Origin of the sequence: Nocardioides phosphati (assembly GCF_014646375.1) — a bacterium.
GTDB classification, from domain to species: Bacteria; Actinomycetota; Actinomycetes; order Propionibacteriales; family Nocardioidaceae; genus Nocardioides; species Nocardioides phosphati.
This window is the reverse complement of the sequence record NZ_BMNI01000001.1, coordinates 205,200-229,334: the sequence shown is the minus strand read 5'-3', so window position 1 is coordinate 229,334 and position 24,135 is coordinate 205,200. Positions and strand designations below refer to the sequence as shown.

Sequence of the window (24,135 nt, the reverse complement as noted above, 5' to 3'; positions counted from 1 at the left end):
CTCTCGGGGGAAGACATGAACCGCACCGTCCACGGCGTGGCAGTCGCCACGCTCGCCGCGACGACGCTCCTGACCGGCTGCTCCAGGTCGACGGAGCCCAGCGCGGCGCCGACCGCCCACGCGGCCGAGGTCACCTTCGGTGACGCCACCGGCAAGCAGTGCGTCGGGCGAGGTGGCCGCTACCTCGCCTACGAGACGGTCTCCACCGACTCCCCGGTCACCCTGACCGGCGTCGACCTCGCCGGAGCCAGCGGCGGCGCGCGGCTGCTCCGGGCCTGGTCGAGTGACGTCTCCGGCGAGAAGGTCCCCCACACCGGCCTGATCGCCGCCACGACCCCCGACGTCGTGCCCGCGCGCCAGATGCACTGGGCGCAGCGACGCGCACTGGCCGGCACCGCGGTACCCGCGGGACGCGACGACGTCGTCGTCATCGCCCAGCTCGACCTCCCCGCCGGCTCGGCGTACGACGCGCTGACGCTGCGCTGGAAGGCCGCCGACGGCACGAGCGGCACCTCCGACCTGACCGTCCGCACGACCATCGGCCCGGGCTGCGCCGCCGGCCCGGAAGGCACGCCGATCCTGCGCGGCGGCGGCGAGGGCCTGTGCACCCGGCCCGACGCCGAGGGCGGCCTGCTGTGGCGCAGCTTCGTGCCGACGCAGGACGTCGAGATCACCGCCGCGACGCTCGGTGGGGACGCCTCCGTACGCCGTTCGTGGATCGTCCCGGTCGACCCCGGCCGCCCGTTCGTCGCCCTCACCAGTCGCCACGAGCCGATCGGCCGCGCGCACTGGTCCGACCGGGCCGCGGTCACCGGCGCGGCCGTCGAGAAGGGCCACACCTACGCCTGGGTCGGCGACGTCGACCTCGCCGCGCCCTGGCAGGCCGACGGCCTCGACGTCACCTTCAAGGACGGCCACCTGGGCGGCGCCGACACCGTCGACCTCGCGTTCCGCGTCGCGCGGCGCTGCTGAGCCGACCCACGCCATGCGCCGTTACGAGTTCGCCGCCGACTGGCGGCTGCCGCACGCCCCGGCGGTGGTCCACGGCGTGCTCGAGGACGTCGAGCACTACCCCTCGTGGTGGCCGCAGGTCGTCGCCTGCCTCAAGCTCGGCGAGGACGAGGGCGTCGTGCTCTGCCGGTCCGCCCTCCCCTACACGCTCGAGCTCCGCATCGGCCTGCTCCGTCGTACGCCGGAGGTGCTGGAGTCGCGTGTCACCGGCGACCTCGACGGCTGGGTGCGCTGGCGGGTGGTCCCGGAGGAGGACGGCTGCCGCGTCCACTTCGAGCAGGAGGTCGTGGTCCGGGGGCGCCTTCTCAGCCTGGGGTCGTACGTCGCCCGGCCGCTGCTCAACTGGAACCATCACGTGATGCTGGAGGGCGCCAGGGCGGGCCTCGAGCGGCACCTGGCGCGCTAGCGTCGGGACATGGCTGCCGACCTCTCCCCCGAGCTCTCCGACCTCCTCGACCAGGCCCGCGCCTGGGTGGCGGAGGACCCCGACGAGGAGACGCGCGCGGAGCTCGACGCCGCCATCGCCGCGGTCACCGGCGGGGGCGACCACACCGACCTCGCGGACGCCTTCCGCGGCACGCTCGAGTTCGGCACGGCGGGCCTGCGCGGGGCCCTCGGTGCCGGCCCCAACCGGATGAACCGCGTCGTCGTCACCCGCGCGGCGGCCGGCCTCGCGGCGTACCTGAAGGAGAAGGGGGCGACCGGCGACGACGCCGTCGTCATCGGCTACGACGCCCGCCGCAACTCCGACGTCTTCGCCCGCGACACCGCCGAGGTGATGACCGGTGCCGGCCTGCGGGCGCTCGTGCTCCCCCGTCCGCTCCCCACGCCCGTGCTCGCCTTCGCCGTCCGCAAGCTCGGCGCGGTCGCGGGCGTGATGGTCACCGCCAGCCACAACCCGCCGCAGGACAACGGCTACAAGGTCTACCTCGGCGACGGCAGCCAGATCGTGCCGCCCGCCGATGCGGAGATCGCCGCCCACATCGCGGCGGTGGGCCCGCTCTCCGACGTCCCGCGCGGGGAGGCCGGCGAGACACTCGACGACAGCGTCTACACCGCCTGGCTCGCGGCCACCAGCGCCCTCGTCGACACCTGTGGACCGCGCGACATCACCACCGTCTACACCCCGCTGCACGGCGTCGGTGGCGAGCCCGTACGCCGGGTCATGCGGCTCGCGGGCTTCCCCGAGCCGCACGTGGTGGCGTCGCAGTTCGAGCCCGATGCGACCTTCCCGACCGTGGCCTTTCCCAACCCCGAGGAGCCGGGGGCCATGGACGCCGCGATGGCCCTCGCGGTGGAGAAGGGCGCCGACCTGGTCGTCGCCAACGACCCCGACGCCGACCGCTGCGCAGTGGCCGTGCCCTGCCCGCCGTCGGACCAGCACGCCCTCGGCTGGCGGATGCTGCGGGGCGACGAGGTGGGCGCGCTGCTCGCGGACTTCCTGCTGCGCCGCGGCGTGCCGGGCACCTACGCCTGCTCGATCGTCAGCTCGTCGCTGCTCGGGAGGCTGGCGGCGGCCCACGGCCAGCGCTTCGAGGAGACGCTGACCGGCTTCAAGTGGATCGCCCGTGCCGAGGACCTCGCCTTCGGCTACGAGGAGGCGCTCGGCTACTGCGTCGACCCCGCGCGCGTGAAGGACAAGGACGGCGTCTCCGCGCTCCTGCGCATCGTCGAGCTCGCGGCCCTGGAGAAGGCCGCCGGCCGCACGCTGCTCGACCGCCTCGACGAGATCGCCGCCGCCCACGGCCTGCACGCCACCGACCAGCTCTCGGTCCGGGTCAGCGACCTCTCGCTGATCGGCGCGGCGATGGGGCGGCTGCGAGCGGCTCCCCCGACGAGCCTCGGTGGCTTCGCCGTCGAGAGCGCCGAGGACCTCAGCGAGGGCGTCGACGGGCTGCCGCCGACCGACGGCCTGCGCTACCGGCTCGCTGACGGCGGTCGCGTGATCGTGCGGCCCAGCGGCACCGAGCCCAAGCTCAAGGCGTACCTCGAGGTGGTCGTGCCGGTCGACGCCGCCCAGCCGGTTACCGAGGCCGTCGCGGCAGCGCGCATCGGTGCCGTGGGACGGCTCGACGCCGTGCGCGACGACCTGGCCGTGGCCCTCGGCCTCTGACTCTTCCCCGCGGCCTCAGTGACCGCGCAGACGCTGCAGCCAGGCCGGCTCCACCAGGAACGCCTCCGCACGCAGCGCCGCGACACCCACACGCGGCAGGTCCGAGGAGGACCGGAAGCAGAGGTACCGCGGCTCCCAGTCGGGGTGGTACTTCGCGTTGGCCCGGTAGAGCGACTCGATCTGCCAGAACTTCGAGGCGGCCAGCAGCACCGACCGCCACAGCCGCAGCACGGGACCGGCGCCGAGCCGCTCGCCCCGGGCAAAGACCGAGCGGAAGACGGCGAAGTTGAGCGAGACCCGGCGTACGCCGAGGGTGGGGGCGGCCGCCATCAGGCCGGCGACCATGGCCTCGATGACGCCGTTCTCGCTGGCGCGGTCGCGGCGCATCAGGTCGAGCGAGACGCCGTCGCGGCCCCACGGCACGAAGTGGAGCAGGCCGACGAGCTCACCGCTGGCGTCGCGCGCCAGCACGACCACCGTCGCGGGGTCACGCTCCTCGCCGAAGCGGCCCAGCGCCATCGAGAAGCCCCGCTCGACCTCGCCGTCGCGCCACGCGTCGGCGCGGTGGCGGATGTCCGCGACCTCCTCCGGGGAGAGGTCGGCGACGCGGTGCGCGCTGACCGAGATGCCGCCGCGGGTGCAGCGGGAGACCGCCTGGCGTACGCCGCGCATCGAGCGCCCCTCGAGCGTGAAGGTCGTCGCGTCGACGATCGCCTCGTCGCCCAGCTCGAGCACGTCCAGGCCACTGCGGTGGAAGGCGCGGGCGCCGGGCTCGGAGGCCCCGAGCACGGCCGGCGTCCAGCCGTAGGCCTTCGCCTCCGCGAGCCACGCCTCGATCGCCGCCGGCCAGGCCTCGGGGTCGCCGATCGGGTCGCCGGCAGCGAGCGAGACCGCGCCGATGACGCGGTAGGTCAGCGCCGCCTTGCCGCTCGCGGAGAAGAGCACGCAGCGGTCGTCGCGGGTGGCGAAGTAGCCGAGCGAGTCCTCGCCACCCCACCGGTCGAGCATCGCCCGGAGCCGCGCGCACTCCTCCGGGTCGGCGGGGTGCGGGCCACCGGCGGGCTCGAGCGCGACGAGCAGGGCCACGATCAGCACCGACGCCCCCAGGACGACGAGACCGACGGCGGCGTGGCCGGCGTACTCCTGGCTGGTGAAGTCCATCGGCCCGGGGATGCCGACCAGGCCGAGCGCTGCATGCGCGAGGCGGTCGAGCCACGTGCTGCCCGCCTGGTGGCCGTCGGTGTCGACCGTCAGCCACAGGAAGCCGAGCACCGTGGCCAGCACGGGACCGACGAGGAGGACCCGCGCGAGGCGGCGGCCCGACCGCGGGTCGGGCCGCGCGGTGAACTCACCGCGCACGGCGACGAGGTAGCCGGCGAGCAGGAGGCAGAGCGTGGCCTCCTCGACGTCGAGGCCCTTCACGACGTGGGCGACCACGGCGAGCAGGGAGGCGACGAGCGCGACGAGCCAGGCGCGGTACTTGCCCCGGCGCAGGGCGCCGGCGAGCAGGATGAGGAGCGTGCCGATGGCTGCTGCGCCGGTCGTCGCGGCGGCCGGGAAGACCGCGGGCACGACGTCGTCGACGAGGACGAGGCGCTCGCGCATCGACGGCAGCAGGGCGCTCACGAGCGAGACGACGCCGATCACCCAGACCACCCGGGCCACCCACCGGGGCTGGCGCAGGGTCTGCCACATGTGGACCTCCGGAGCACTGCCCCTCCAGGACCGGGGGCGACCGGAGCGCAGCCTATGCTGACCCGGTGACCAGCCTCGACCGCGTAGCCGTTGCCCGGATGATCGACCACACCCTGCTGAAGCCGGAGGCGACCCGGGCCGACGTCGAGGCGCTCATCACCGAGGCCCTCGACCTCGGCACCTACGCGGTCTGCGTGTCCCCGAGCATGCTCCCGATCCCGGTCCCGGAGAACGCCGACCTCAAGGTCGCCGCGGTCTGCGGCTTCCCCAGCGGCAAGCACGACGCCACGGTCAAGGCAGTCGAGGCGGCCCAGGCCGTGCGTGACGGTGCCGACGAGATCGACATGGTCATCGACATCGGCGCGGCGAAGGAGGGGCGCTACGACCACGTGCAGCGCGACATCGCTGCCGTGCGTGCGGCTGCCCCCTCGCCGACCGTGCTCAAGGTGATCATCGAGTCAGCCGCGTTGAACGACGACGAGATCGTGGCGTGCTGCGTGGCGGCGGTCGACGCGGGCGCGGACTTCGTGAAGACCTCCACGGGCTTCCACCCGGCGGGCGGCGCGACCGTCGACGCCGTACGCCTGATGAAGGAGACCGTCGGCGACCGCGCCGAGGTCAAGGCCTCCGGCGGCGTCCGCACGTTCGAGCAGGCGGAGGCGATGATCGCCGCCGGCGCCACCCGCCTCGGCGTGTCCGGCAGCCGCGCCCTGCTCGACGGCACCACGCCGACCGGTTCCTACTGACGCGCGCCGCCTCAGGCGCTAGGTTCGGTCGAGAGTTCTCAGCGACGAGGAGAGGTTCCATGCGCGTCTTCAGCACCCTGGAAGAGGTGGCCGCGGCCGCCAACACCGAGCTCGGCTCCAGCGACTGGGTCACGATCGACCAGAAGCGTGTCGACCAGTTCGCCGACGCGACCGGGGACCACCAGTGGATCCACGTCGACGTCGACCGCGCCAAGACGGGTCCCTTCGGCGGCACCATCGCCCACGGCTACCTCACGCTCTCGCTGATCCCGTGGCTCGGCTCGCAGATCTTCAAGCTCGCCACCCCGGGCGCCAAGCTCAACTACGGCCTCAACAAGGTCCGCTTCGCGGCACCCGTGCCGGTCGGCTCCGACATCCGGCTGAGCGTGAAGCTCGGTGCCGTCGACGAGACCAGCACGGGCCTGCGCGCGACGTTCCAGCACACGATCGAGATCGAGGGCGGCGACAAGCCCGCCTGCGTCGCCGAGACCGTCGTCCTCCTGATGCGCTGAGGCTCGCGCCTCAGCGGTAGCCGGGCTTGATCACGTCGTCGATCAGCGTGATCCGCTCGTCGAACGGCAGGAACGCCGACTTCATTGCGTTGACGGTGAACTTCGCCAGGTCCGCGCGCGTGTAGCCGAACGCCTCGACGAGCAGCGCCATCTCCTGCGTCATCGAGGTGGCCGACATCAGCCGGTTGTCGGTGTTGATCGTGACCCGGAAGCCGAGCTCCGCGAGCCGGCCGAACGGGTGCTCCGCGATCGACGCCGCGGCGCCGGTCTGCACGTTGGAGGTCGGGCAGATCTCCAGCGGGATCCGCCGGTCACGGACGTACGCCGCAAGGGTGCCGAGCGCGGCGCCGTCGTCCGAGAACGAGACGTCCTCGATGATGCGTACGCCGTGGCCCAGCCGGTCCGCGCCACAAGGGTGCACGGCCTCCCAGATCGAGGGCAGCCCGAACGCCTCACCCGCGTGGATGGAGATCCGCATGTTCTCCTGGGCGAGGTACTCGAAGGCGTCGAGGAAGCGCGTCGGCGGGAAGCCGTCCTCCGGCCCCGCGATGTCGAAGCCGGCGACCCCGCGGTCGCGCCACGCGACCGCCAGCCTCGCGACCTCGATGCCCCGCGCTGCCTGCCGCATCGCCGTCAGCAGCTGGCGCACCACGATCGGGCGACCAGCTGCGGCCGCGTCCGCGACGCCTGCGTCGAGGCCCTCCTGCACCGCCCCGACGACCTCGTCCATCGTCATGCCCTGCTGCACGAAGAGCTCGGGTGCGTAGCGCAGCTCGGCGTAGACCACGCCGTCGTCGACGAGGTCCTCGACGGCCTCGCGCGCGATCCGGCGCAGGTGGTCCGGGGTCTGCATGACCGCGATCGTGTGCTCGAAGCCCTCGAGGTAGCGGACGAGGGAGCCCGAGGTGGCGTTGTCGCGGAACCACTCCCCCAGCGCGACCGGGTCGGCCGTCGGCAGGGGGTGCCCGATCTCGGTGGCGATGTCGATGATCGTCGCGGGACGCAGGCCGCCGTCGAGGTGGTCGTGGAGGACCACCTTGGGCAGCGCCCGGATCTCGTCGAAGGTGAGCACGGCGGTCATCCGATCCGGTCGAGAAGCAGCGGCGTCGGCTCGAAGGCCGTGCCGGTGGGTGCGATGTCGTAGCCGCCGTCGAGGGAGGCCAGCGCGCGCTCGAACCGCGACTCGTCGTCGGTGAGCAGCGTGAGCAGCGGCTGCCCCGCCGTCACGGTGTCGCCGGGGCGGGCGTGCCAGACGACACCGGCCCCGGCCTGCACCGGGTCCTCCTTGCGGGCCCGGCCGGCGCCGAGGCGCCAGGCCGCGAGGCCGACCGCCATCGCATCGAGACCGGTCAGCACGCCGGAGGACGGAGCGGCCACGACGTGCGACTCCCGCGCGACCGGCAGCGCCGCGACCGGGTCACCGCCCTGGGCACGGATCATGGCGTTCCAGACGTCCATCGCCTTGCCACTGGCGAGCACGTCGGCGGGGTCGACGTGCTCACGGCCGGCGCCACGCAGCATCTCCCGGGCGAGCGCCAGGGTCAGCTCCACGACGTCCGCGGGACCGCCGCCGGCGAGGACCTCGACCGACTCGGCGACCTCGATCGCGTTGCCGGCGGTGAGCCCGAGCGGGGTGGACATGTCGGTGAGCAGCGCGACGGTGGTGACGCCGGCGTCGGTGCCGAGGTCGACCATCGTCCGGGCCAGCTCCTGCGCGTCGGCGAGGGTCTTCATGAAGGCGCCGGTGCCGACCTTGACGTCGAGCACCAGCGAGCCGGTGCCCTCGGCGATCTTCTTGCTCATGATCGACGAGGCGATCAGCGGGATCGCCTCGACCGTGCCGGTCACGTCGCGCAGGGCGTAGAGCTTCTTGTCCGCCGGCGCGAGGCCGTCGCCCGCGGCGCAGATGACGGCGCCGACGTCGCGCAGCTGCGCGAACATCTCGTCGTTGGACAACGTCGCCCGCCAGCCGGGGATCGACTCGAGCTTGTCGAGCGTGCCCCCGGTGTGGCCCAGGCCGCGGCCCGAGAGCTGCGGCACCGCGACGCCGCAGGCCGCGACGAGCGGCGCGAGCGGGAGGGTGATCTTGTCGCCGACACCGCCGGTGGAGTGCTTGTCGGCGGTCGGCAGCGGCAGGCCGTCGAACGCCATCCGCTCCCCCGACGCGATCATCGCGGCGGTCCAGCGGGCGATCTCGGGACGGGTCATGCCGTTGAGCAGGATCGCCATGGCCAGCGCGGACATCTGCTCGTCGGCGACGACGCCGCGCGTGTAGGCGTCGATCACCCAGTCGATCTGGCTGTCGGTGAGGGCGGCGCCACCGCGCTTGGCGATGATCACCTCGATCGCGTCGTGCTGTGCGGGGGTCATCGGTTCTCCAGGTCGTCCAGGTCGTGGGGCCCGAACGCGTCGGGCAGGAGGGCGTCGAGCGGCACCGGGCCGCGGCCGAGCAGCACCTGCAGCTGCGGTCCGCCGTTCTCCATGAGCAGCTGGCGGCAGCGGCCGCAGGGGGTGATCAGGTCGCCGTCGCCGTTGACGCAGACGAAGTGGGTGAGCCGCCCGCCACCGCTGGCGTGGAGCGCCGACACGAGCCCGCACTCGGCGCAGAGCGTCACGCCGTACGACGCGTTCTCGACGTTGCAGCCCACGACCGTGCGGCCGTCGTCGACGAGCGCGGCAGCGCCCACCCGGTAGCCGGAGTACGGCGCGTAGGCGCGTGCCATGACGTCGACCGCGGCAGCCCTGAGGGCGTCCCAGTCGGCCATCAGCCCGCCGATCCCTTGCGGTAGGGCTGACCGTCGGCCGCCGGCATCCGCAGGCTCTGCGACGCCAGCGACAGGACCAGCAGCGTCACGAGGTACGGCGTCATGCCGCCCAGGTCGTCGGGGATCGTGTCGGTGAGCAGGAACCACAGCAGGAAGCCCACGCCGATCACGCCGTTGGTGACCGCCGAGCGGATCCGCCGCTGCCAGAGCCGCCACAGCGTCAGCAGCACCAGCCCGATGGCGAGCAGGAGCAGCAGGGAGTGGAGCGACGAGGCGCTGCGCAGGCGGAGCGCGTCGGCGTAGCCGAAGAGGGCGCTGGCGCCGAGCGCGCCGAAGGGGTTCCAGTTGCCGAAGATCATCGCGGCGAGGCCGATGTAGCCGCGGCCCTGCGTCTGCCCGACCGTGAAGGTCGAGGACGCGACCGTCGACAGGTAGGCACCGCCGAGGCCGGCCAGGCCGCCGGAGACCAGCACCGCGACGTACTTGTAGCGGTAGACGCTCACGCCGAGCGACTCGGCCGCCGCCGGGTTCTCGCCGCACGAGCGGAGCCGCAGCCCGAACGTCGTACGCCGCAGCAGCCACCAGCTCAGCACGGCCACGCCGATGACGAGCAGCGAGACGACGGAGATGTGGCTGACCAGTGCACCGAGCAGGCCGGCCAGGTCGGAGACGAGGAACCAGTGCTTCGCGTTGAGGTCGGCCAGCCAGCCGTCGAGCCCTCCGACGTTGAGCGTCGGTAGCGCGTAGAGCCCCGAGAGGTTGCGGGGACCGCCGTTGGGCGTGATGTCGCTGAAGTAGGTCTTGGAGAGGAACTCCACCGCACCCGCCGCGATGATGTTGACCGCGACACCGGAGACGATCTGGTCGACACCGAACGTGATCGTCGCGACCGCGTGGAGCAGGCCGCCGATGACGCCGAGCGCGATGCCGCCGATGAGGCCCGCCCACGCGCCGTAGTACCAGTTGAAGTACGCCGCACCCCACGTGCCGAGCAGCATCTGGCCCTCGAGGCCGATGTTGACCACACCCGCACGCTCGGACCAGACACCGCCGAGCGCGGCCAGCGCGATCGGGCACGTCGACAGGATCGCGGCGGTGAAGGTCGTCGTGGCGGTCAGGGGCGACGAGTCGGTGGCCAGGCGCACGAAGGGCACGACGACGAGGCCGGAGAGGACGAAGAGCCACGTGAGCGGCGAGAGGCCGAGGACGCGACGGCCGCCGGCCGCCTTCGCCAGCACGGTCGAAGGAGTCATCGTGGTCATGCCGCCACCGCCTCGGGGACGGCCTCAGCGACCGCCTTCTGCTCGGAGCGGGCCCGGTAGCGGTGGACCAGCTCGTAGGCCACCACCACCGCCAGCACGCAGATGCCCTGGGTGATCTCGACGATCTGCGGGGCGATGTCGGTGTCGATCTGGAGCGCGTCGGACTGCGACGTCAGCCAGGCGAAGAGGAGCGCGCCGAAGGCCATGCCGCCCGCACGGTTGCGGCCGAGCAGCGCGACGGCGAGGCCGGTGAAGCCGAGGCCGCCCGCGAAGCTCGCGTCGGAGTAGGTGTGCGCGTGGCCGAAGAGGTCGGGGATCCAGACCAGGCCGGCGACCGCACCGGAGAGCAGCATCGCGACGATCACCATCTTCTTCGCGCTCACGCCGCTCGCCGAGGCGGCGCTCGGCGAGAGGCCGGTGGCGCGCAGGTCGAAGCCGAGGCGGGTGCGGTTGAGCAGCAGCCAGAACCCGACGCCCACGACGACCGCGAGCAGCCCGAGGGTCCAGATCTCGCCCCCGTTGGCACCGTACGGCGCCCAGCCCGCCACCGTGCTCGACCCGGTCAGCGGCGTCGTCCGGATGTCGTAGCCGGTCTGCTCGCCGTACTTGTTGTGGAAGTGGGTGACGATGATCGGCGCGATCGCGTTGAGCATCAGCGTCGTGATCACCTCGCTGACGCCGCGGTAGACCTTGAGCAGCGCCGCGATGCCGGCCCACGCGGCGCCCACGACCATCGCGAGCACCGTCGCCACGATGATGTTGAGCGGGCCGGGCAGGAACATCCCGCCCGCGAAGACCGCCGCGACGTACGCCGCCAGGCCGTACTGCCCCTCGACGCCGATGTTGAAGAGCCCCATGCGGAAGCCGATCGCGGCGGCGACCGCCGCGATGTAGAGCTCCACGCCGAGGTTGACGATGTTGACGATCGTCTGGTGCTCGGGAGCGCCGAGCATGACGCTCCAGAAGTCGCCGATGCCGGACTGGCTGCCGGAGACGAGGATGACGAGCGAGGTGGCGACGACGGCCACCGCGACGGCGACCGCAGGCGCCAGCAGCGCGACACCGGCCTGCTTCAGGACCCGCACGGGATGCTCCATCAGTCGTGACCTCCGGTCATGGCGGCGCCGAGCTCGGCGGGCGTCACCGTGGCGGGGTCGAAGGTGCCGACGAGGCGTCCGCGGAGGATCACCTCGATCGTGTCGGAGAGGCCGATCAGCTCGTCGAGGTCGGCCGAGATGACGAGGACCGCGAGCCCGGCACGGCGGGCCTCGCGGATGTGGTCCCAGATGGCTGCCTGGGCGCCCACGTCGACGCCGCGGGTGGGGTGCGAGGCGATCAGCAGCACGGGGTCGCCGGACATCTCGCGGCCGACGATCAGCTTCTGCTGGTTGCCGCCGGAGAGCGCACGCGCGTTGGTGTCGATCGACGGTGTGCGCACGTCGTACTGCTCGACGATGCGCTCGGTGTCCTGACGGGCGCCGGCGCGGTCGATCCACGGCCCGCGGGCGCTGGGGCGGCGGGTCTGGTGGCCGAGGATGCGGTTCTCCCACAGGGGCGCGTCGAGCAGCAGGCCGTGGCGATGGCGGTCCTCGGGGACGTAGCCGATGCCGGCCTCGCGCCGCGCCCTCGTGGTGTACGCCGTGATGTCCTCGCCGTCGAGCGTGATCGTGCCGGAGGTGGCGTGCGCCAGGCCCATGATCACCTCGACGAGCTCGGTCTGCCCGTTGCCCTCGACCCCGGCGATGCCGAGGACCTCGCCCTTGTGGATGGCGAAGGAGATCGCGTCGAGCACAGCCCGCTCCCCCTCGACCAGGCTCACGTCGTCGAGGCGGAGCATCACGGTCTCCTGGACGGTGGACTCCGCGGTCTCGGGCGACGGCAGCTCGCTGCCGACCATCAGCTCGGCGAGCTGGCGCTTGGTCGCCGTCGCGGGGTCGGCGTGGCCGACGGTCGTGCCGCGGCGCATCACGGTGATGTCGTCGGAGATCGCGAGGACCTCGTCGAGCTTGTGGGAGATGAAGAGGAGCGAGTGGCCGCTCGCGCGCAGGTCGCGGAGGTTGTCGAAGAGCGCGTCGACCTCCTGCGGCACCAGCACGGCGGTCGGCTCGTCGAGGATGATCACCTTCGCGCCGCGGTAGAGGACCTTGACGATCTCGAGGCGCTGCCGGGCCGCGACGCCGAGCTCCTCGACCAGCACGTCGGGGTCGAGGTCGAAGCCGAAGCGCGCGCACAGGTCGACGAACGTACGCCGCGCCCTGCCGCCGATGCCGTGCAGCTTCTCCGCCCCGAGCACGCAGTTCTCGAGGACGGTGAGGTTGTCGGCGAGCATGAAGTGCTGGAAGACCATGCCGATGCCGACCGCGATGGCGTCGCTCGGCGAGCGGAAGACCTTGTCGGTGCCGTCGACGACGATCGCGCCGTCGTCGGGCCGCTGCACGCCGTACAGGATCTTCATGAGGGTCGACTTGCCGGCGCCGTTCTCACCGACCAGCGCGTGGACCGTGCCGGGGCGGATGGTGACGTCGACGTCGTGGTTGGCGACGACGCCGGGGAACCGCTTGCCGATCCCGCGAAGCTCGATCAGGGGTGCAGCCGCGGTCTGCGTGGCGACCAAGGTCTCTCTCCTCCACTGACGCGGTGACGGGGCCCGGGAGCAACCTACTCCCGAGCCCCGCCCTCGCTACTGCGTCAACTGCTACTGGGTCACTTGACGGTCTTGGGATCCGTCGGGACCTTGATCTGGCCGTTCTCGATCTTGGTCGCGTAGGCGTCGATCTTCGACTTGACGTCGTCGAGGAAGCCACCGCTGTAGGAGAGCGCGACGCCGTCGTTCTTGAGGTTGTAGGTGACGTAGCTCGACTGCGGCTTGCCGTCCTTGACGGAGGCGGCGAAGTCGTAGACACCCGTGTCGACCCGCTTCAGGGCGGAGGTCAGGATGTGCGGCTGCTCCTCCTTGGTCGCCGAGCCGTACTGGTCACCGTCGACACCGATGGCCCACTTGCCGTCGCCGGCAGCGGCCACGGCCTCGAAGAGACCCGCACCGGAGAGGCCCGCGGCGTGGAAGATCACGTCGGCGCCGTTGTCGAGCATCTGCTGCGCGATCTGCTTGGCGTCCGTCGGGTCGTTGAAGCCCTTGTCACCGCTCTGGACGATGTACTTCGACTGGACCTCGATCTTCGGGTCGACCGCGTGGACGCCCGCCTTGTAGCCCGCCATGAACGGGTCGATGACCGCGCCCGGTACCGCGCCGATGACGCCGACGTTCTTGGTCTTGGTCTTGAGGGCAGCAGCCACACCCGCGAGGTACGACGACTCCTGCGGCGCGAACGCGTCGTACGCGACGTTGGCGTTGGCGTTCTTGTCGGGGTCGTAGCCGTCGACCACGAGGAAGTTGACCTTGGGGTACTGCTGGGCGACCTGGTTGACCGCCGTGGAGTAGAGGTAGCCGACACCGACGATGGCGGTGGCGCCCTTGTCCGCGAGCTGCTTGAGCCGGTCGGCGCGCTGCGCGTCGGTCTCGCCGACGGTCGCCTGCGCGTCGATGCAGCTGGCACCGAGGTCGCTGACGGCCTTCTCGGCACCCGCGTAGGCAGCGTCGTTGAAGGAGTGGTCACCCCGGCCGCCGACGTCGAACGCGATGGCGAGCTTGACCGGGCTGCTGTCCTTGAAGCCGCTGCAGACGTCCTTGGAACCCGAGGACGCGGTGTCCTCGTGCTTCTTGCCACAACCGGTCAGCGCGAGGGACGCGACGAGTCCCACCGCAGCGATCTTGCTGACGTTTCGCAAGACTGCTCCTCCTGTTTTTGGCGCCGCGGATCGGCGCATGCAGCGCACGCTACCGACGCGTCAGCGCAGCGAGCCGACCGCGCACCAAGTCGTTACCAAGTCGCAGCAAACCGGACGCATCAGCGCTGGGCCGCGCCCTGTCACAGCGCCGTCGCCGCGCTGTCGCCGCCCTGTCGCCGCCCTGTCTCAGCCCTGTCCGGACGCTTCCCCGTCGTAGGCGGCGAGGATCCGGTCGGCGGCCTCCGGGGCGTTGATCGCGCCCTCCCGCACCAGCCGGCTGATCTCCTCGCGCTCCGTCTTCACCCGCGCGCTGTTGCGCAGCCGCTGCTCGAGCTCGTCGCGCACGAGCGCCCAGGTGAACTCGAGCTGCTGGTCGGCCCGCTTGGCCGCGAGGCCCTCGGCGCCGAGCTTCTCCTGGTGCTTCTCGACCTCGGCCCAGAGCAGGTCGAGACCCTTGTCGTGGAGGCCCGAGTAGGTGACCACCGGCGGAGCGCCGGCACTGCCGCGCACGAGCCGCAGGGCGCCGCCGAGCTCGCGCGCAGCAGCCTTGGCCGCGATCTCCTGCTCGCCGTCGTCGGCCTTGTTGACGCCGATCACGTCGGCGATCTCGAGAATGCCCTTCTTGATGCCCTGGAGCTGGTCGCCCGTGCGCGCGATCGTCAGGAAGAGGAACGTGTCGACCATGCCGGCGACCGTCACCTCCGACTGCCCGACGCCGACGGTCTCGACCAGCACCACGTCGTACCCGGCGGCCTCGACGATGGTCATCGCCTGGGCGGTGGTGCGGGCGACGCCGCCGAGCGTGCCCTCGGACGGCGACGGGCGGATGTAGGCGTCGGGGTCGACGGCGAGCCGCATCATGCGGGTCTTGTCGCCGAGCACGGAGCCGCCGGTACGGACCGAGCTCGGGTCGACTGCGAGCACCGCGACCTTGTGGCCCGCGGCGGTCAGGTGCGTGCCCAGCGCCTCGATCGTCGTGGACTTGCCCACGCCGGGGACGCCGGAGATGCCGACGCGGATCGCCTTGCCGGCGTGCGGCGTGAGCTGGGCGAGCAGCTCACGGGCCATCACGCGGTGGGCCGGCTTGCGCGACTCGACCAGCGTGATCGCACGGCTCACCAACGCCCGCTGACCTGCGAGTACGCCGTCGACGAGCTGCTGCACCTTCTCCGCGTCATCCACGGCGGCAAGGCTAGTCGACCACCGACCCGGCAGACTTCTCGCCGTGGTCAGCCTCCTCCTGTCGGTGACGTTCGCCTGCGGTGTCGTGATCGCCTTCGCGCACGTCGTCAACAAGCGCTTCGTCGCCCCGGTCTACGACGTCGTGCTCAACCTGATCGCCTTCGGCTGCGCGACAGCGGCCTCGGTCATGCTCGGCCACCTGCTGCCCGCGACGTTCTCCTCCGTGGCGATCCTGTGCTGGCTGGTCCTCGCGGTGCGTACGGCGCGGGAGCGCGCTCCGCACTGACTTTTGCCCGCGACGCGCCCCGAAGCAGCATTTTCTTGCGCTATGCCCTACCGTGGTGGTTGTTGAAGGGATGGCCCTGCAAAGCCGTCCTGGCCGCTCACGATGTGCGGCTTGTATCTCGTACTCCTGGTTTTCGGTTCGCTGGACATCAGCACAGGTGGATGTCTTCAGCGGTCCGGGGCACGTCGCCCCGGCACGAAAAACAAAGGAAACAGATCATGGCTCAGGGCACCGTCAAGTGGTTCAACGCTGACAAGGGCTTCGGCTTCATCGCTCAGGACGGCGGCGGCGAGGACGTGTTCGTTCACTTCTCCGCGATCCAGTCCAACGGCTTCAAGTCGCTCGACGAGAACCAGAAGGTCGAGTTCGACCTCGCCGCCGGCCCCAAGGGTCCGCAGGCCGAGAACGTTCGCGCCATCTGATTGCGTAGAAAGCCCCCGACCGCTTCGGCGGTCGGGGGCTTTCGACATTTCGCAGCGTGTGCGCGTGGTCAGTAGTCGCCCTTGATCACGAAGAAGGAGCCGCGGATCTCGCCGGCGAGCTTCGACTTCTGACGCGCGAACTTGAAGCCCGCCGCCTCGAGCTCGGCCGGCACGTCCATGCCCTGCGACAGCTTGAAGCCGACCGCGCGCTTGCCGCCCTCGGCCTGCGTCCAGAGCACGTTGATGACCAGGCCCGACTCGAAGTAGAACTCCGGCCACGTGATCGTGCCGGCCTTCTCGTCCTCGACGACCACGTCGGCCACCTCGAGGATCGGCGAGGCGAACTCCAGCCCGCGCTCCTCCTTGAGGATCCGCTCGAGCCAGGCCACCAGGTCGGGCTTCTCGCTCGCCGGCACCGTGGCGTACTCGATCTTGTACTTGTTCGTGAAGTAGCGCGCCTCGTTGGCGCGCAGGCCGGCCAGGGCCTCGGCCACGGGCGACGACTCGAGGCCGGCGGTGGAGACGTTCACGAAGTCGATGACATGGCTCATGGCCCGAGCCTAGCGATCGGCAGCGACAGAAAACCCGTTGTACGCCGCGACCGCCACGGCGTAGCGTCGGCGCGTTCGTGACAGCAGCTGAGGAGGTGAGCCCGGTGAACCCGATTCCCACGTGGGCACTCCCCTTCAGGTCACGGGAGGCCGGCTGACGCAGTGTCGCCCGGAGTGCCACGCACTCCCGAGAGGCACTGCCATGGATCTCCACTCCACGAAGCACGGCACCATCGAGGCCGAGGGCCGCGTCGTCGACTGCCTGCGCGCCGCGACGTTCCGCGTCGAGCTCGACAACGGCCACACCGTGCTCGCCCACATCAGCGGCAAGATCCGCAAGAACTACATCAAGATCGTGCTCGAGGACCGCGTCCTGGTCGAGCTGAGCCCCTACGACCTCGACCGGGGGCGGATCGTCTTCCGCTACCGCAGCTAGTGGTTGCCGGTGGGCGGGGTCAGCTCCGGTCGCCCGCGCGTCAGCGGCGGCGGAAGAGGCCGCCGAGGACCTCGCCCATCCGGTAGCGGTCGTCCCAGCGGCGGACCTTGCCGTCACGGACCTCGAAGGTGCCCGACACGAAGAACGTCGTGCTGAACGGGCCCCAGCTGAGGGTGTCGCGGCGGTCGAAGCGGACCGAGCCGTCGATCTGGTGGGTGATGACGTGGTCCACGGCGTCGAACCTGACCCGCAGCTTCGGCAGCGCCGCCAGGATCCGGCGTACGCCGCGGCCGCGAACCGTCGGCAGCCCGGTGTTGAGCCACGCGACGTCGTCGGCCAGCAGCGCGTTGGCGCCCGTGACGTCGTTGGCGACGAGGGCCGCGAAGAGCGACTCCACGACCTGGGTGCTCGAGGTGGGGGCCATGACGCCAGCCTAGGGCGCGGGTGTAGCCGGCGTCAGTCGGTGTCAGTCGGTGTCAGTCGGCGAGAAGAAGGCACCGACCGGAGTCAGGAGGATCGGCTCGAACGTCTCGTCCACCGCGCCCTGCATGATCTCCTCGAGGGGATCGGCCCCGGCCGGGAGGTGCCACTCCGCCTCGCGCGCAGGGTCGACGCGCCAGCGGTAGAGGGCCACGAAGCCGGTCTGCGCATCACTCACTCCCCCATTGCCGCGGGCGCCAAACTGCCCCTGACCTGCGCAAACAGTTCTCCACAGATCAATCGCGCGGGTTGTTGATCGAACGCATGTTCGATAGAATCGAGGCATGACCTCGGCTTCCGCCACCGCTCCCGACCTGCTTGCGTTCGCGCGCGAGCAGCGTCGCGTGGCGGACCGAGCCGAGGCCGATCTCTTCGCCGCTGCGGCCGCCTGGGCCGACCAGCACGCGGCCGACTCCGTCGCTCCCGCGCTCGGCGACTGGGACGAGAAGGCGCTCCCCCTCGCGGGCGAGGGCACGCCCGAGGTGGCGGAGTTCTGCATCGCGGAGTTCGCTGCGGTCCTCGGCATGACGACCCACGCCGGCCGCGCGCTGATCGGCGACGCCCTCGAGACCCGCCACCGGCTCCCCCGGGTCTGGCGACGCGTCGAGGCCGGCACGCTCCAGGTCTGGCGGGCCCGCCAGGTCGCCCACCTCACCTGCGGGCTGCCACCCGAGGGCGCGGCGTACGTCGATGAGCGGGTCGCCGACCGCGCGCACCGGATCGGCTACGCGTCGCTGCAGCGCCTGCTCGAGGAGGCCCGGGTCCGGTTCGTCGCCGGCCACCAGCCCGAGGACGGTCCCGTGCGGCCGGACGGTCGCACGCTGAAGGTCGCCCTCGGGAAGATGTCGACCAACGGCACCACCGACATCTGGGGCGAGCTCGACTACGCCGATGCCGCCGATCTCGAGCGGGCGATCGCCCGGCGTGCTGCCGCTCTCGGCACCGAAGGCAGCGTCGGCGAAGGGCTCGACCTCGACGCCCGTCGCGCCCTCGCCCTCGGCGAGATGGCCCGCGACGACCTCCGCCTCGACCTCGCGACCGGCGAGCGCCCGGCACGCACCGGCGGTGGCATCGAGCTGAAGGTCCACGTCAACGCCGACGACCTCACCACCTCCCCCGCTTCCGACGCCCCCACGGGCGGCCTCGCCCGCGTGGAGGGCACCGGCGGCAACGGCTCCTTCATGACGCTCGACCGGCTCCGCGAGTGGCTCCAGCGGCCCGGCGCCAAGATCTCGCTGCGCACCGTCATCGACACCACCGCCACCATCCGCGTCGACCAGTGGGAGATCCCGGACCGACTCCGACGCCAGGTCGAGGCGCGCGACGGCACCTGTCGCTTCCCCTTCTGCGACCGGCCGGCGCACTCCGCCGACATCGACCACATTACGCCGTACGACGACGATGGGCCGCCCGGCCAGACGTCCTCCGACAACCTCGCCGCCTGCTGCCGCACCCACCACCGGCACAAGACCCACGCCGGCTGGAGCTACCTGATGCTCGATCCGGGCTACTACCTCTGGCGCTCCCCCGCCGGTCACCGTTTCCTCGTCACGCCCAACGGCACGCGGATCGTCTGACCCGGGCCGTTGGCCTGCTCGGCCGGGGCATGAATGGAACGTGTGGGTAGATTCCAACCTCGGCGTCGCATGTCGCATCGTCCCGTCCGATGAGCGGGCGAGAGGAGACTCATGGACCTCAACGTCGAGGAGTACACAGGCCCGCACCGCGACCTGGACTGGTCGTTCCGCGAGGCTGATGACTCAGAAGCCCTCATCGACGCCTACATCGACTCCGGAAGGTTGTGGGTTGCCCGCGCGGCTGGCGGTGTGATCATCGGCCATCTCCACGCGGTGCCGCGCGAAGGCGAGGTCTGGGAGGTCACCAACACGGCCGTGGTCGAGTCCCAGCGCGGTCGGGGCGCTGGCCGGGCACTGCTGGAGCGGGCCATCGCCGAGGCACGCACAGTCGGGGTACGCCGGCTGATCCTGGCGACGGCCACCGCAGACGTCGGCAACCTGCGCTTCTACCAACGCTGTGGCTTCCGGATGACCAGGGTTGTCCAAGACGTGTTCACCCCGGCCAACGGCTACCCGTCCGGACTCGAGATCGACGGTGTTCCGCTACGTGATCAGGTCTGGTTCGAACGCCTGCTCTGAGCGGCGCCGGGCGAAGATCGCATAGGTCCCGAACGGCAGGCGGAGCGGCGCGGACGACGCCACGACCGCCTCGACCTCCGAGAGGAGCGCCGCCCGCGTCCCGGCGGGCAGCCGGAGGTAGTCGCTCCTCGTCGCCAGCCGCCCGAGCCAGTCGGCGGCGGTGACCGTGTCCTCCCAGGCGTAGCGCTTCAGCACCACCTCGGAGAAGACGCCCGCGCGCCGGAGGTCGTCGGCGTACGGGTCCTCGCTCGAGCCGACATCGACGACGCCGAACTCGTGGTCGGGCGCGATGCGCCGCTGGACCTCCGCGACGGCGTCGTGCAGCGGGTGCGGGAGGGCTTCGTTCCAGAAGCAGGCGAAGAGCCCCTCGGGCGACAGGACCGACGCCACCTTCGGGGCTCCGACCTGCGGGTCCACCCAGTGCCACGCCTGCGCGCACACGACGAGGTCGAACGCGCGCCCCGCCGGCTCCCAGGTCTCGAACGCGGAGACCTCGACGTCGAGACCGAACGAGCGGGCCACCGCCGCCATCGCCGGGTCCGGCTCCACGCAGAGCAGCGACCGGCCGGGCCCGGCGAGCTGTCGGCTCGCCTTCCCGGTGCCGGCGCCGACGTCGAGCACCCGCGCAGGATCGCCCCTCAGCAGGTCCGCGACCAGCTCTGCCGGGTACGCCGGTCGGTAGCGCTCGTACTGCTCGGCCACCGCTCCGAACGACTCGGCACGGTCACGGTCCGCGTGCATGGCCCCCTCGCTGCCCATGACGCCATCGAACCAGCAGGCGCAACCGGAAATGCGACGACGGGCGGCCACCCACCAGGGTGACCGCCCGTCGTACGGGATGGATCAGTGGCCGAGCTGCTCGGAGAGCTGCTTGAGGATGTCGAGGGCCGACTCCGCGATGACCGTGCCGGGGAGGAAGACCGCGGCAGCGCCCATCTCCTTCAGCGTGGGGACGTCGTCGGGCGGGATGACGCCGCCGATGACGACCATGATGTCGTCGCGACCCTGGTCCTTGAGCGCCTGCTTGAGGGCGGGCAGCAGGGTGAGGTGACCCGCGGCCAGCGAGGAGACACCGACGATGTGGACGTCGGCGTCGACCGCCTGCTGGGCGACCTCCTCCGGGGTGGAGAAGAGCGGGCCGACGTCGACGTTGAAGCCGAGGTCCGCGAAGGCCGAGACGACGACCTTCTGGCCGCGGTCGTGACCGTCCTGGCCCATCTTGGCGACGAGGATGCGGGGGCGGCGGCCCTCGTCCTCCTCGAACTTCGCGGTCGCCTCCAGCACCTTGGCTGCGGCGTCGTCGTTGCCGACCTCGTTCTTGTACACGCCGGAGATCGTACGGATCACGGCCTGGTGGCGGCCGTAGACCTTCTCCACCGCGTCCGAGATCTCGCCGACGGTCGCCTTCGCCCGGGCCGCGTCGACGGCCAGCTTGAGCAGGTTGCCGTCGAGGTCCGTGGTGGACCCGGCGGCAGCGGCGTTGGTGAGCGCCTCCAGCGAGCGGCGTACGTCGTCGTCGTTGCGCTCGGCGCGCAGGCGCTCGAGCTTGGCGACCTGGGCGGCGTACACCGCGGCGTTGTCGACCTTGAGGACGTCGAGCTTGTCCTCCTGCGGGAGGCGGAACGTGTTGACGCCGATGACCTTCTGCTGGCCCGAGTCGATGCGCGCCTGGGTGCGGGCAGCGGCCTCCTCGATGCGCATCTTCGGGATGCCCTGCTCGATCGCCTTCGCCATGCCACCGGCCGCCTCGGCCTCCTGGATGTGCTTCCAGGCGCGCTCGGCGAGGTCGTGCGTGAGCTTCTCGACGTAGTAGGAGCCGGCCCACGGGTCGATGATCTCGGTGGTGCCGGACTCCTGCTGGAGCAGCAGCTGGGTGTTGCGGGCGATGCGCGCGGAGAAGTCCGTCGGCAGCGCGATGGCCTCGTCGAGCGCGTTGGTGTGCAGCGACTGCGTGTGGCCCTGGGTCGACGCCATCGCCTCGATCGCGGTGCGGCCGACGTTGTTGAAGACGTCCTGCGCGGTGAGCGACCAGCCGGACGTCTGCGAGTGGGTGCGCAGCGAGAGCGACTTCGGGTTCTGCGGGTTGAACTCGCGCACGAGACGGCTCCAGAGCGCGCGGGCGGCGCGCATCTTGGCGATCTCCATGTAGAAGTTCATGCCGATCGCCCAGAAGAACGACAGGCGGGGGGCGAAGGCGTCGATGTCCATGCCGGCCGCGAGGCCTGCGCGGATGTACTCGACGCCGTCGGCCAGCGTGTAGGCGAGCTCGAGGTCGTTCGTCGCCCCGGCCTCCTGCATGTGGTAGCCGGAGATCGAGATCGAGTTGAAGCGCGGCATCTTCTGCGCGGTGAACGCGAAGATGTCGGAGATGATCCGCATCGACCCGGCGGGCGGGTAGATGTAGGTGTTGCGGACCATGAACTCCTTGAGGATGTCGTTCTGGATCGTGCCCGCGAGCTGCTCGGGCTTGACGCCCTGCTCCTCCGCGGCCGCGATGTAGAGCGCCAGGACCGGGAGCACCGCGCCGTTCATCGTCATCGAGACCGACATGGTGTCGAGCGGGATGCCGTCGAAGAGCGTGCGGGTGTCGTAGATCGAGTCGATCGCGACACCGGCCATGCCGACGTCACCGCGCACGCGCGGGTGGTCGGAGTCGTAGCCGCGGTGGGTCGCCAGGTCGAAGGCGACCGAGAGGCCCTTCTGGCCGGCGGCCAGGTTGCGACGGTAGAACGCGTTGGACTCCTCGGCGGTGGAGAAGCCGGCGTACTGGCGGATGGTCCACGGCTGCGTCGTGTACATGGTCGGGTAGGGACCACGCAGGAACGGCGAGAGGCCGGGCCAGGTGTCGAGCGCGTCGAGGCCCTCGAGGTGCTCCGGGCCGTAGACCGGGAGGACCGGGATGCCCTCGGGCGACTGCCACGCCTCGGCGCCGAAGTCGGGGCCGGGAGCCGGCTGGCCGCCCTCGAGCGGGAGTCCGGCGAAGCTGCTGGGAATGCTCATGCGAGTGCCTCCCGCGTGCGGTTGAGGAACGCGAGGGCGTCGACGCCCATCGCTGCGGAATCATCCACGGCGAGGTCGCCGGGCTTGCCCGCCAGGATCACGTACGCCGCGCCGGCGTCACGCAGCGCGGAGATCGCGTCGGCGCCCCACTCGGCGTACGCCTTGTCGGTGCCGGCGAGGACGGCGACCTTCTGGCCGGCGTACTTGCTCGTGAGGTCGGCAGCGTCCGTGGTCGGACCTGCGGCCTCGACCGCGATGCCGCCGGCCGCGAGCAGGTTGGTGATGAAGGTGGCGCGCGCGGTGTGGTGGGCGACCGGACCGAGCGTGGCCAGGAAGACCGGCGCAGCCGCGGGCTCGTCACGCAGCGCCTCGAAGGAGGCGCCGTAGCGGCGGACCGCGTCGGCGATCGGCGACGGGGTGCGCTCGGGCAGCGTCTCGCCGAGGTTCGGGAACTCGGTGACGCCGGTGAGCGGACGCTTGCGCTGGGCGATCTGCTTCTCGCGGGTCTCCACGGTGGCGGCGATCTTCGTGGTCAGCGCGTCGAGGCCGCTGGTCTCGATCTCACCCAGGACGTCCCAGGCCACGCGGGCGAGGTCGTCGGTGAGCTTCTCGACCGCGTAGGAGCCACCCGCCGGGTCGGCGACCTTGGCGACGTGCGACTCGTCGATGAGCAGGTGGCTGGTGTTGCGCGCGATGCGGCGACCGAAGGCGTCCGGGACGCCCAGGGCGGAGTCGAACGGCAGGACCGTGACCGCCTCCGCGCCGCCGACACCGGCGGCGAACGACGCGACCGTGGTGCGCAGCATGTTCACGTAGGAGTCGTACTTCGCCAGCATCGGCCGCGACGTCACGCCGTGGATGCGGGTGACGCGGGCCTCCTCGGCAGCACCGGAGAGCTCGAGCACACGGGCCCAGAGCCGGCGCGCGGCGCGGAACTTGGCGATCGTCGGGAACTGCTCGTCGGTCGCGGCGATCCGGAGCTCCACCTGCGCGGCGGCCTCCTCGACGGACAGACCGGCATCGACGAGCGCGCGGAGGTAGGAGACGCCGGCGTACAGCGCGTAGCCGAGCTCCTGCGCATCGGAGGCGCCGAGGTCGTGGGCAGCGGTCGCGTCGACGACGACACCGCGGACACCCTTCTGCTGCGCGAGCTTCGCGACCGTGGCGACCTGGCCCAGGTCGGCGCCAGCACCACCCCGGAGCTGTACGGCGAGCGGGTCGGCGCCGAGGTTGGAGTCGGCGTGCAGGCCGTCGAGGGCGGCGAGCGCCTCGGCACCCTCGATGCCGCCGTCGACGACGACCGGGGCGATGGAGAGGTCGACGCCCTCGAGCGCGGGCGCCACGTCGGCGGCGGTCAGGCCCGCACCGAGCTGGATCCAGAGCGAGGTCACGCCGCCGTTGAGGTCGGCCAGGATCGCCTGGTTGACCGCCTTGGCATCGGGTCCGTCGTACTGCGCACGGATGTCCCACGCGCCCTCACGGGTGGGCCGGCCGGCGGTCGCGAGGCCCTCCAGATCGGCAGGAGTGCCGATCGGGGCGACGGAGATGCCGTCGAGCGTGGTGCGCGCCAGCTTCGTCCAGACAGTGGCGTCGGGGTCTTCGTCGGTCAGTCGACCCGACTTGCGCAGCACAGCAGCAGTGATCTTCTCCCAATCAGCTGCTGAATGCCGGTCCTGCTCGGACGCAAGCGCAAGACGGTCCTCAGTGGGGCCAGTCATGCTGCGAACAATAG

25 protein-coding genes are annotated in these 24,135 nt (G+C 71.4%); 10 read left to right on the top strand and 15 right to left on the bottom strand.

Features of this window, described 5'->3' with window-relative positions:
• Positions 1-15 precede the first annotated feature (15 nt).
• Genes IEX47_RS01135 through IEX47_RS01125 form a run of 3 tightly spaced genes read left to right on the top strand, consistent with a single transcriptional unit; the run spans position 16 to position 3,124 of the window.
• Positions 16-972, top strand: coding sequence for a hypothetical protein (locus IEX47_RS01135; protein WP_188782064.1), 957 nt, complete (start codon positions 16-18; stop codon positions 970-972).
• 13 nt (positions 973-985) lie between these two features.
• Positions 986-1,417, top strand: coding sequence for an SRPBCC family protein (locus tag IEX47_RS01130; RefSeq protein ID WP_188782062.1), 432 nt, complete (start codon positions 986-988; stop codon positions 1,415-1,417).
• Between the two features lie 9 nt (positions 1,418-1,426).
• Positions 1,427-3,124: a phospho-sugar mutase gene (locus tag IEX47_RS01125; protein ID WP_188782060.1), complete on the top strand. Its 1,698-nt coding sequence runs from the start codon at positions 1,427-1,429 to the stop codon at positions 3,122-3,124.
• Between the two features lie 15 nt (positions 3,125-3,139).
• On the opposite strand, the gene IEX47_RS01120 is transcribed toward IEX47_RS01125, so the two are convergent.
• A complete protein-coding gene (locus IEX47_RS01120; protein ID WP_188782058.1) occupies positions 3,140-4,819 on the bottom strand; it encodes a phosphatidylglycerol lysyltransferase domain-containing protein in 1,680 nt (559 codons plus the stop codon).
• 98 nt (positions 4,820-4,917) lie between these two features.
• Between IEX47_RS01120 and deoC the strand changes: the two genes are divergently transcribed.
• Both deoC and IEX47_RS01110 read left to right on the top strand, forming a co-directional pair.
• Positions 4,918-5,565, top strand: a complete 648-nt coding sequence (gene deoC, locus IEX47_RS01115) for a deoxyribose-phosphate aldolase (RefSeq protein ID WP_229662622.1) — start codon at positions 4,918-4,920, stop codon at positions 5,563-5,565.
• 59 nt (positions 5,566-5,624) lie between these two features.
• Positions 5,625-6,077, top strand: a complete 453-nt coding sequence (locus IEX47_RS01110) for a MaoC family dehydratase (protein ID WP_188782055.1) — start codon at positions 5,625-5,627, stop codon at positions 6,075-6,077.
• A gap of 10 nt (positions 6,078-6,087) precedes the next feature.
• Here IEX47_RS01110 and IEX47_RS01105 read toward each other — a convergent pair whose 3' ends face one another.
• From IEX47_RS01105 to meaB, 8 genes are all read right to left on the bottom strand, one after another.
• Positions 6,088-7,158 carry an adenosine deaminase gene (locus IEX47_RS01105; protein ID WP_188782053.1) on the bottom strand — a complete coding sequence of 357 codons (1,071 nt, stop codon included), beginning with the start codon at positions 7,156-7,158 and terminating at the stop codon, positions 6,088-6,090.
• Positions 7,155-8,447 (bottom strand): thymidine phosphorylase, encoded by a 1,293-nt coding sequence (locus IEX47_RS01100; RefSeq protein WP_188782051.1) that lies wholly within the window; start codon positions 8,445-8,447, stop codon positions 7,155-7,157. The genes IEX47_RS01105 and IEX47_RS01100 overlap by 4 nt, the downstream gene beginning before the upstream one ends.
• Positions 8,444-8,842, bottom strand: a complete 399-nt coding sequence (locus tag IEX47_RS01095; RefSeq protein ID WP_188782050.1) for a cytidine deaminase — start codon at positions 8,840-8,842, stop codon at positions 8,444-8,446. The genes IEX47_RS01100 and IEX47_RS01095 overlap by 4 nt, the downstream gene beginning before the upstream one ends.
• A complete protein-coding gene (locus IEX47_RS01090) occupies positions 8,842-10,104 on the bottom strand; it encodes an ABC transporter permease (protein WP_188782048.1) in 1,263 nt (420 codons plus the stop codon). Before IEX47_RS01090 ends, IEX47_RS01095 begins: the two co-directional genes overlap by 1 nt.
• A complete protein-coding gene (locus tag IEX47_RS01085) occupies positions 10,101-11,201 on the bottom strand; it encodes an ABC transporter permease (protein WP_188782046.1) in 1,101 nt (366 codons plus the stop codon). Before IEX47_RS01085 ends, IEX47_RS01090 begins: the two co-directional genes overlap by 4 nt.
• Positions 11,201-12,718 (bottom strand): ABC transporter ATP-binding protein, encoded by a 1,518-nt coding sequence (locus IEX47_RS01080; RefSeq protein ID WP_229662523.1) that lies wholly within the window; start codon positions 12,716-12,718, stop codon positions 11,201-11,203. The genes IEX47_RS01085 and IEX47_RS01080 overlap by 1 nt, the downstream gene beginning before the upstream one ends.
• 89 nt (positions 12,719-12,807) lie before the next feature.
• The gene (locus IEX47_RS01075; protein ID WP_188782044.1) at positions 12,808-13,890 is read right to left on the bottom strand and encodes a BMP family lipoprotein; all 1,083 of its coding nucleotides are present in this window, start codon (positions 13,888-13,890) and stop codon (positions 12,808-12,810) included.
• A 186-nt stretch (positions 13,891-14,076) separates the two neighbouring features.
• A complete protein-coding gene (gene meaB / locus IEX47_RS01070) occupies positions 14,077-15,072 on the bottom strand; it encodes a methylmalonyl Co-A mutase-associated GTPase MeaB (RefSeq protein ID WP_188782042.1) in 996 nt (331 codons plus the stop codon).
• Between the two features lie 43 nt (positions 15,073-15,115).
• On the opposite strand from meaB, the gene IEX47_RS01065 reads away from it, so the two are divergent.
• Positions 15,116-15,358 (top strand): hypothetical protein, encoded by a 243-nt coding sequence (locus IEX47_RS01065; protein ID WP_188782040.1) that lies wholly within the window; start codon positions 15,116-15,118, stop codon positions 15,356-15,358.
• Between the two features lie 218 nt (positions 15,359-15,576).
• The gene (locus IEX47_RS01060) at positions 15,577-15,780 is read left to right on the top strand and encodes a cold-shock protein (RefSeq protein ID WP_107698927.1); all 204 of its coding nucleotides are present in this window, start codon (positions 15,577-15,579) and stop codon (positions 15,778-15,780) included.
• A gap of 68 nt (positions 15,781-15,848) precedes the next feature.
• On the opposite strand, the gene IEX47_RS01055 is transcribed toward IEX47_RS01060, so the two are convergent.
• Positions 15,849-16,331 carry a DUF8821 family protein gene (locus IEX47_RS01055; protein ID WP_188782039.1) on the bottom strand — a complete coding sequence of 161 codons (483 nt, stop codon included), beginning with the start codon at positions 16,329-16,331 and terminating at the stop codon, positions 15,849-15,851.
• 202 nt (positions 16,332-16,533) lie between these two features.
• Here IEX47_RS01055 and infA point away from each other — a divergent pair, with 202 nt between their 5' ends.
• Positions 16,534-16,767 carry a translation initiation factor IF-1 gene (gene infA / locus IEX47_RS01050; protein WP_188782037.1) on the top strand — a complete coding sequence of 78 codons (234 nt, stop codon included), beginning with the start codon at positions 16,534-16,536 and terminating at the stop codon, positions 16,765-16,767.
• A 40-nt stretch (positions 16,768-16,807) separates the two neighbouring features.
• On the opposite strand, the gene IEX47_RS01045 is transcribed toward infA, so the two are convergent.
• Positions 16,808-17,191, bottom strand: coding sequence for a limonene-1,2-epoxide hydrolase family protein (locus tag IEX47_RS01045; protein ID WP_188782034.1), 384 nt, complete (start codon positions 17,189-17,191; stop codon positions 16,808-16,810).
• A 42-nt stretch (positions 17,192-17,233) separates the two neighbouring features.
• On the bottom strand, positions 17,234-17,425 hold the full coding sequence (locus tag IEX47_RS01040; RefSeq protein ID WP_188782033.1) for a hypothetical protein: 192 nt from the start codon (positions 17,423-17,425) through the stop codon (positions 17,234-17,236).
• Positions 17,426-17,531: 106 nt separating this feature from the next.
• On the opposite strand from IEX47_RS01040, the gene IEX47_RS01035 reads away from it, so the two are divergent.
• Entirely contained in the window at positions 17,532-18,824 is a 1,293-nt protein-coding gene (locus IEX47_RS01035; protein ID WP_188782031.1) for an HNH endonuclease signature motif containing protein, read from the top strand.
• A gap of 111 nt (positions 18,825-18,935) precedes the next feature.
• Entirely contained in the window at positions 18,936-19,403 is a 468-nt protein-coding gene (locus IEX47_RS01030) for a GNAT family N-acetyltransferase (protein ID WP_188782029.1), read from the top strand.
• Here IEX47_RS01030 and IEX47_RS01025 read toward each other — a convergent pair.
• The 3 genes from IEX47_RS01025 to IEX47_RS01015 form a co-directional block, all read right to left on the bottom strand.
• Complete coding sequence (locus tag IEX47_RS01025) at positions 19,368-20,162, bottom strand: class I SAM-dependent methyltransferase (protein WP_188782027.1); 795 nt, start codon at positions 20,160-20,162, stop codon at positions 19,368-19,370. The genes IEX47_RS01030 and IEX47_RS01025 overlap by 36 nt on opposite strands.
• 84 nt (positions 20,163-20,246) lie before the next feature.
• The gene (gene scpA / locus IEX47_RS01020) at positions 20,247-22,403 is read right to left on the bottom strand and encodes a methylmalonyl-CoA mutase (protein WP_188782025.1); all 2,157 of its coding nucleotides are present in this window, start codon (positions 22,401-22,403) and stop codon (positions 20,247-20,249) included.
• Positions 22,400-24,121, bottom strand: a complete 1,722-nt coding sequence (locus IEX47_RS01015; RefSeq protein WP_188782023.1) for a methylmalonyl-CoA mutase subunit beta — start codon at positions 24,119-24,121, stop codon at positions 22,400-22,402. The genes scpA and IEX47_RS01015 overlap by 4 nt, the downstream gene beginning before the upstream one ends.
• Positions 24,122-24,135 lie beyond the last annotated feature (14 nt).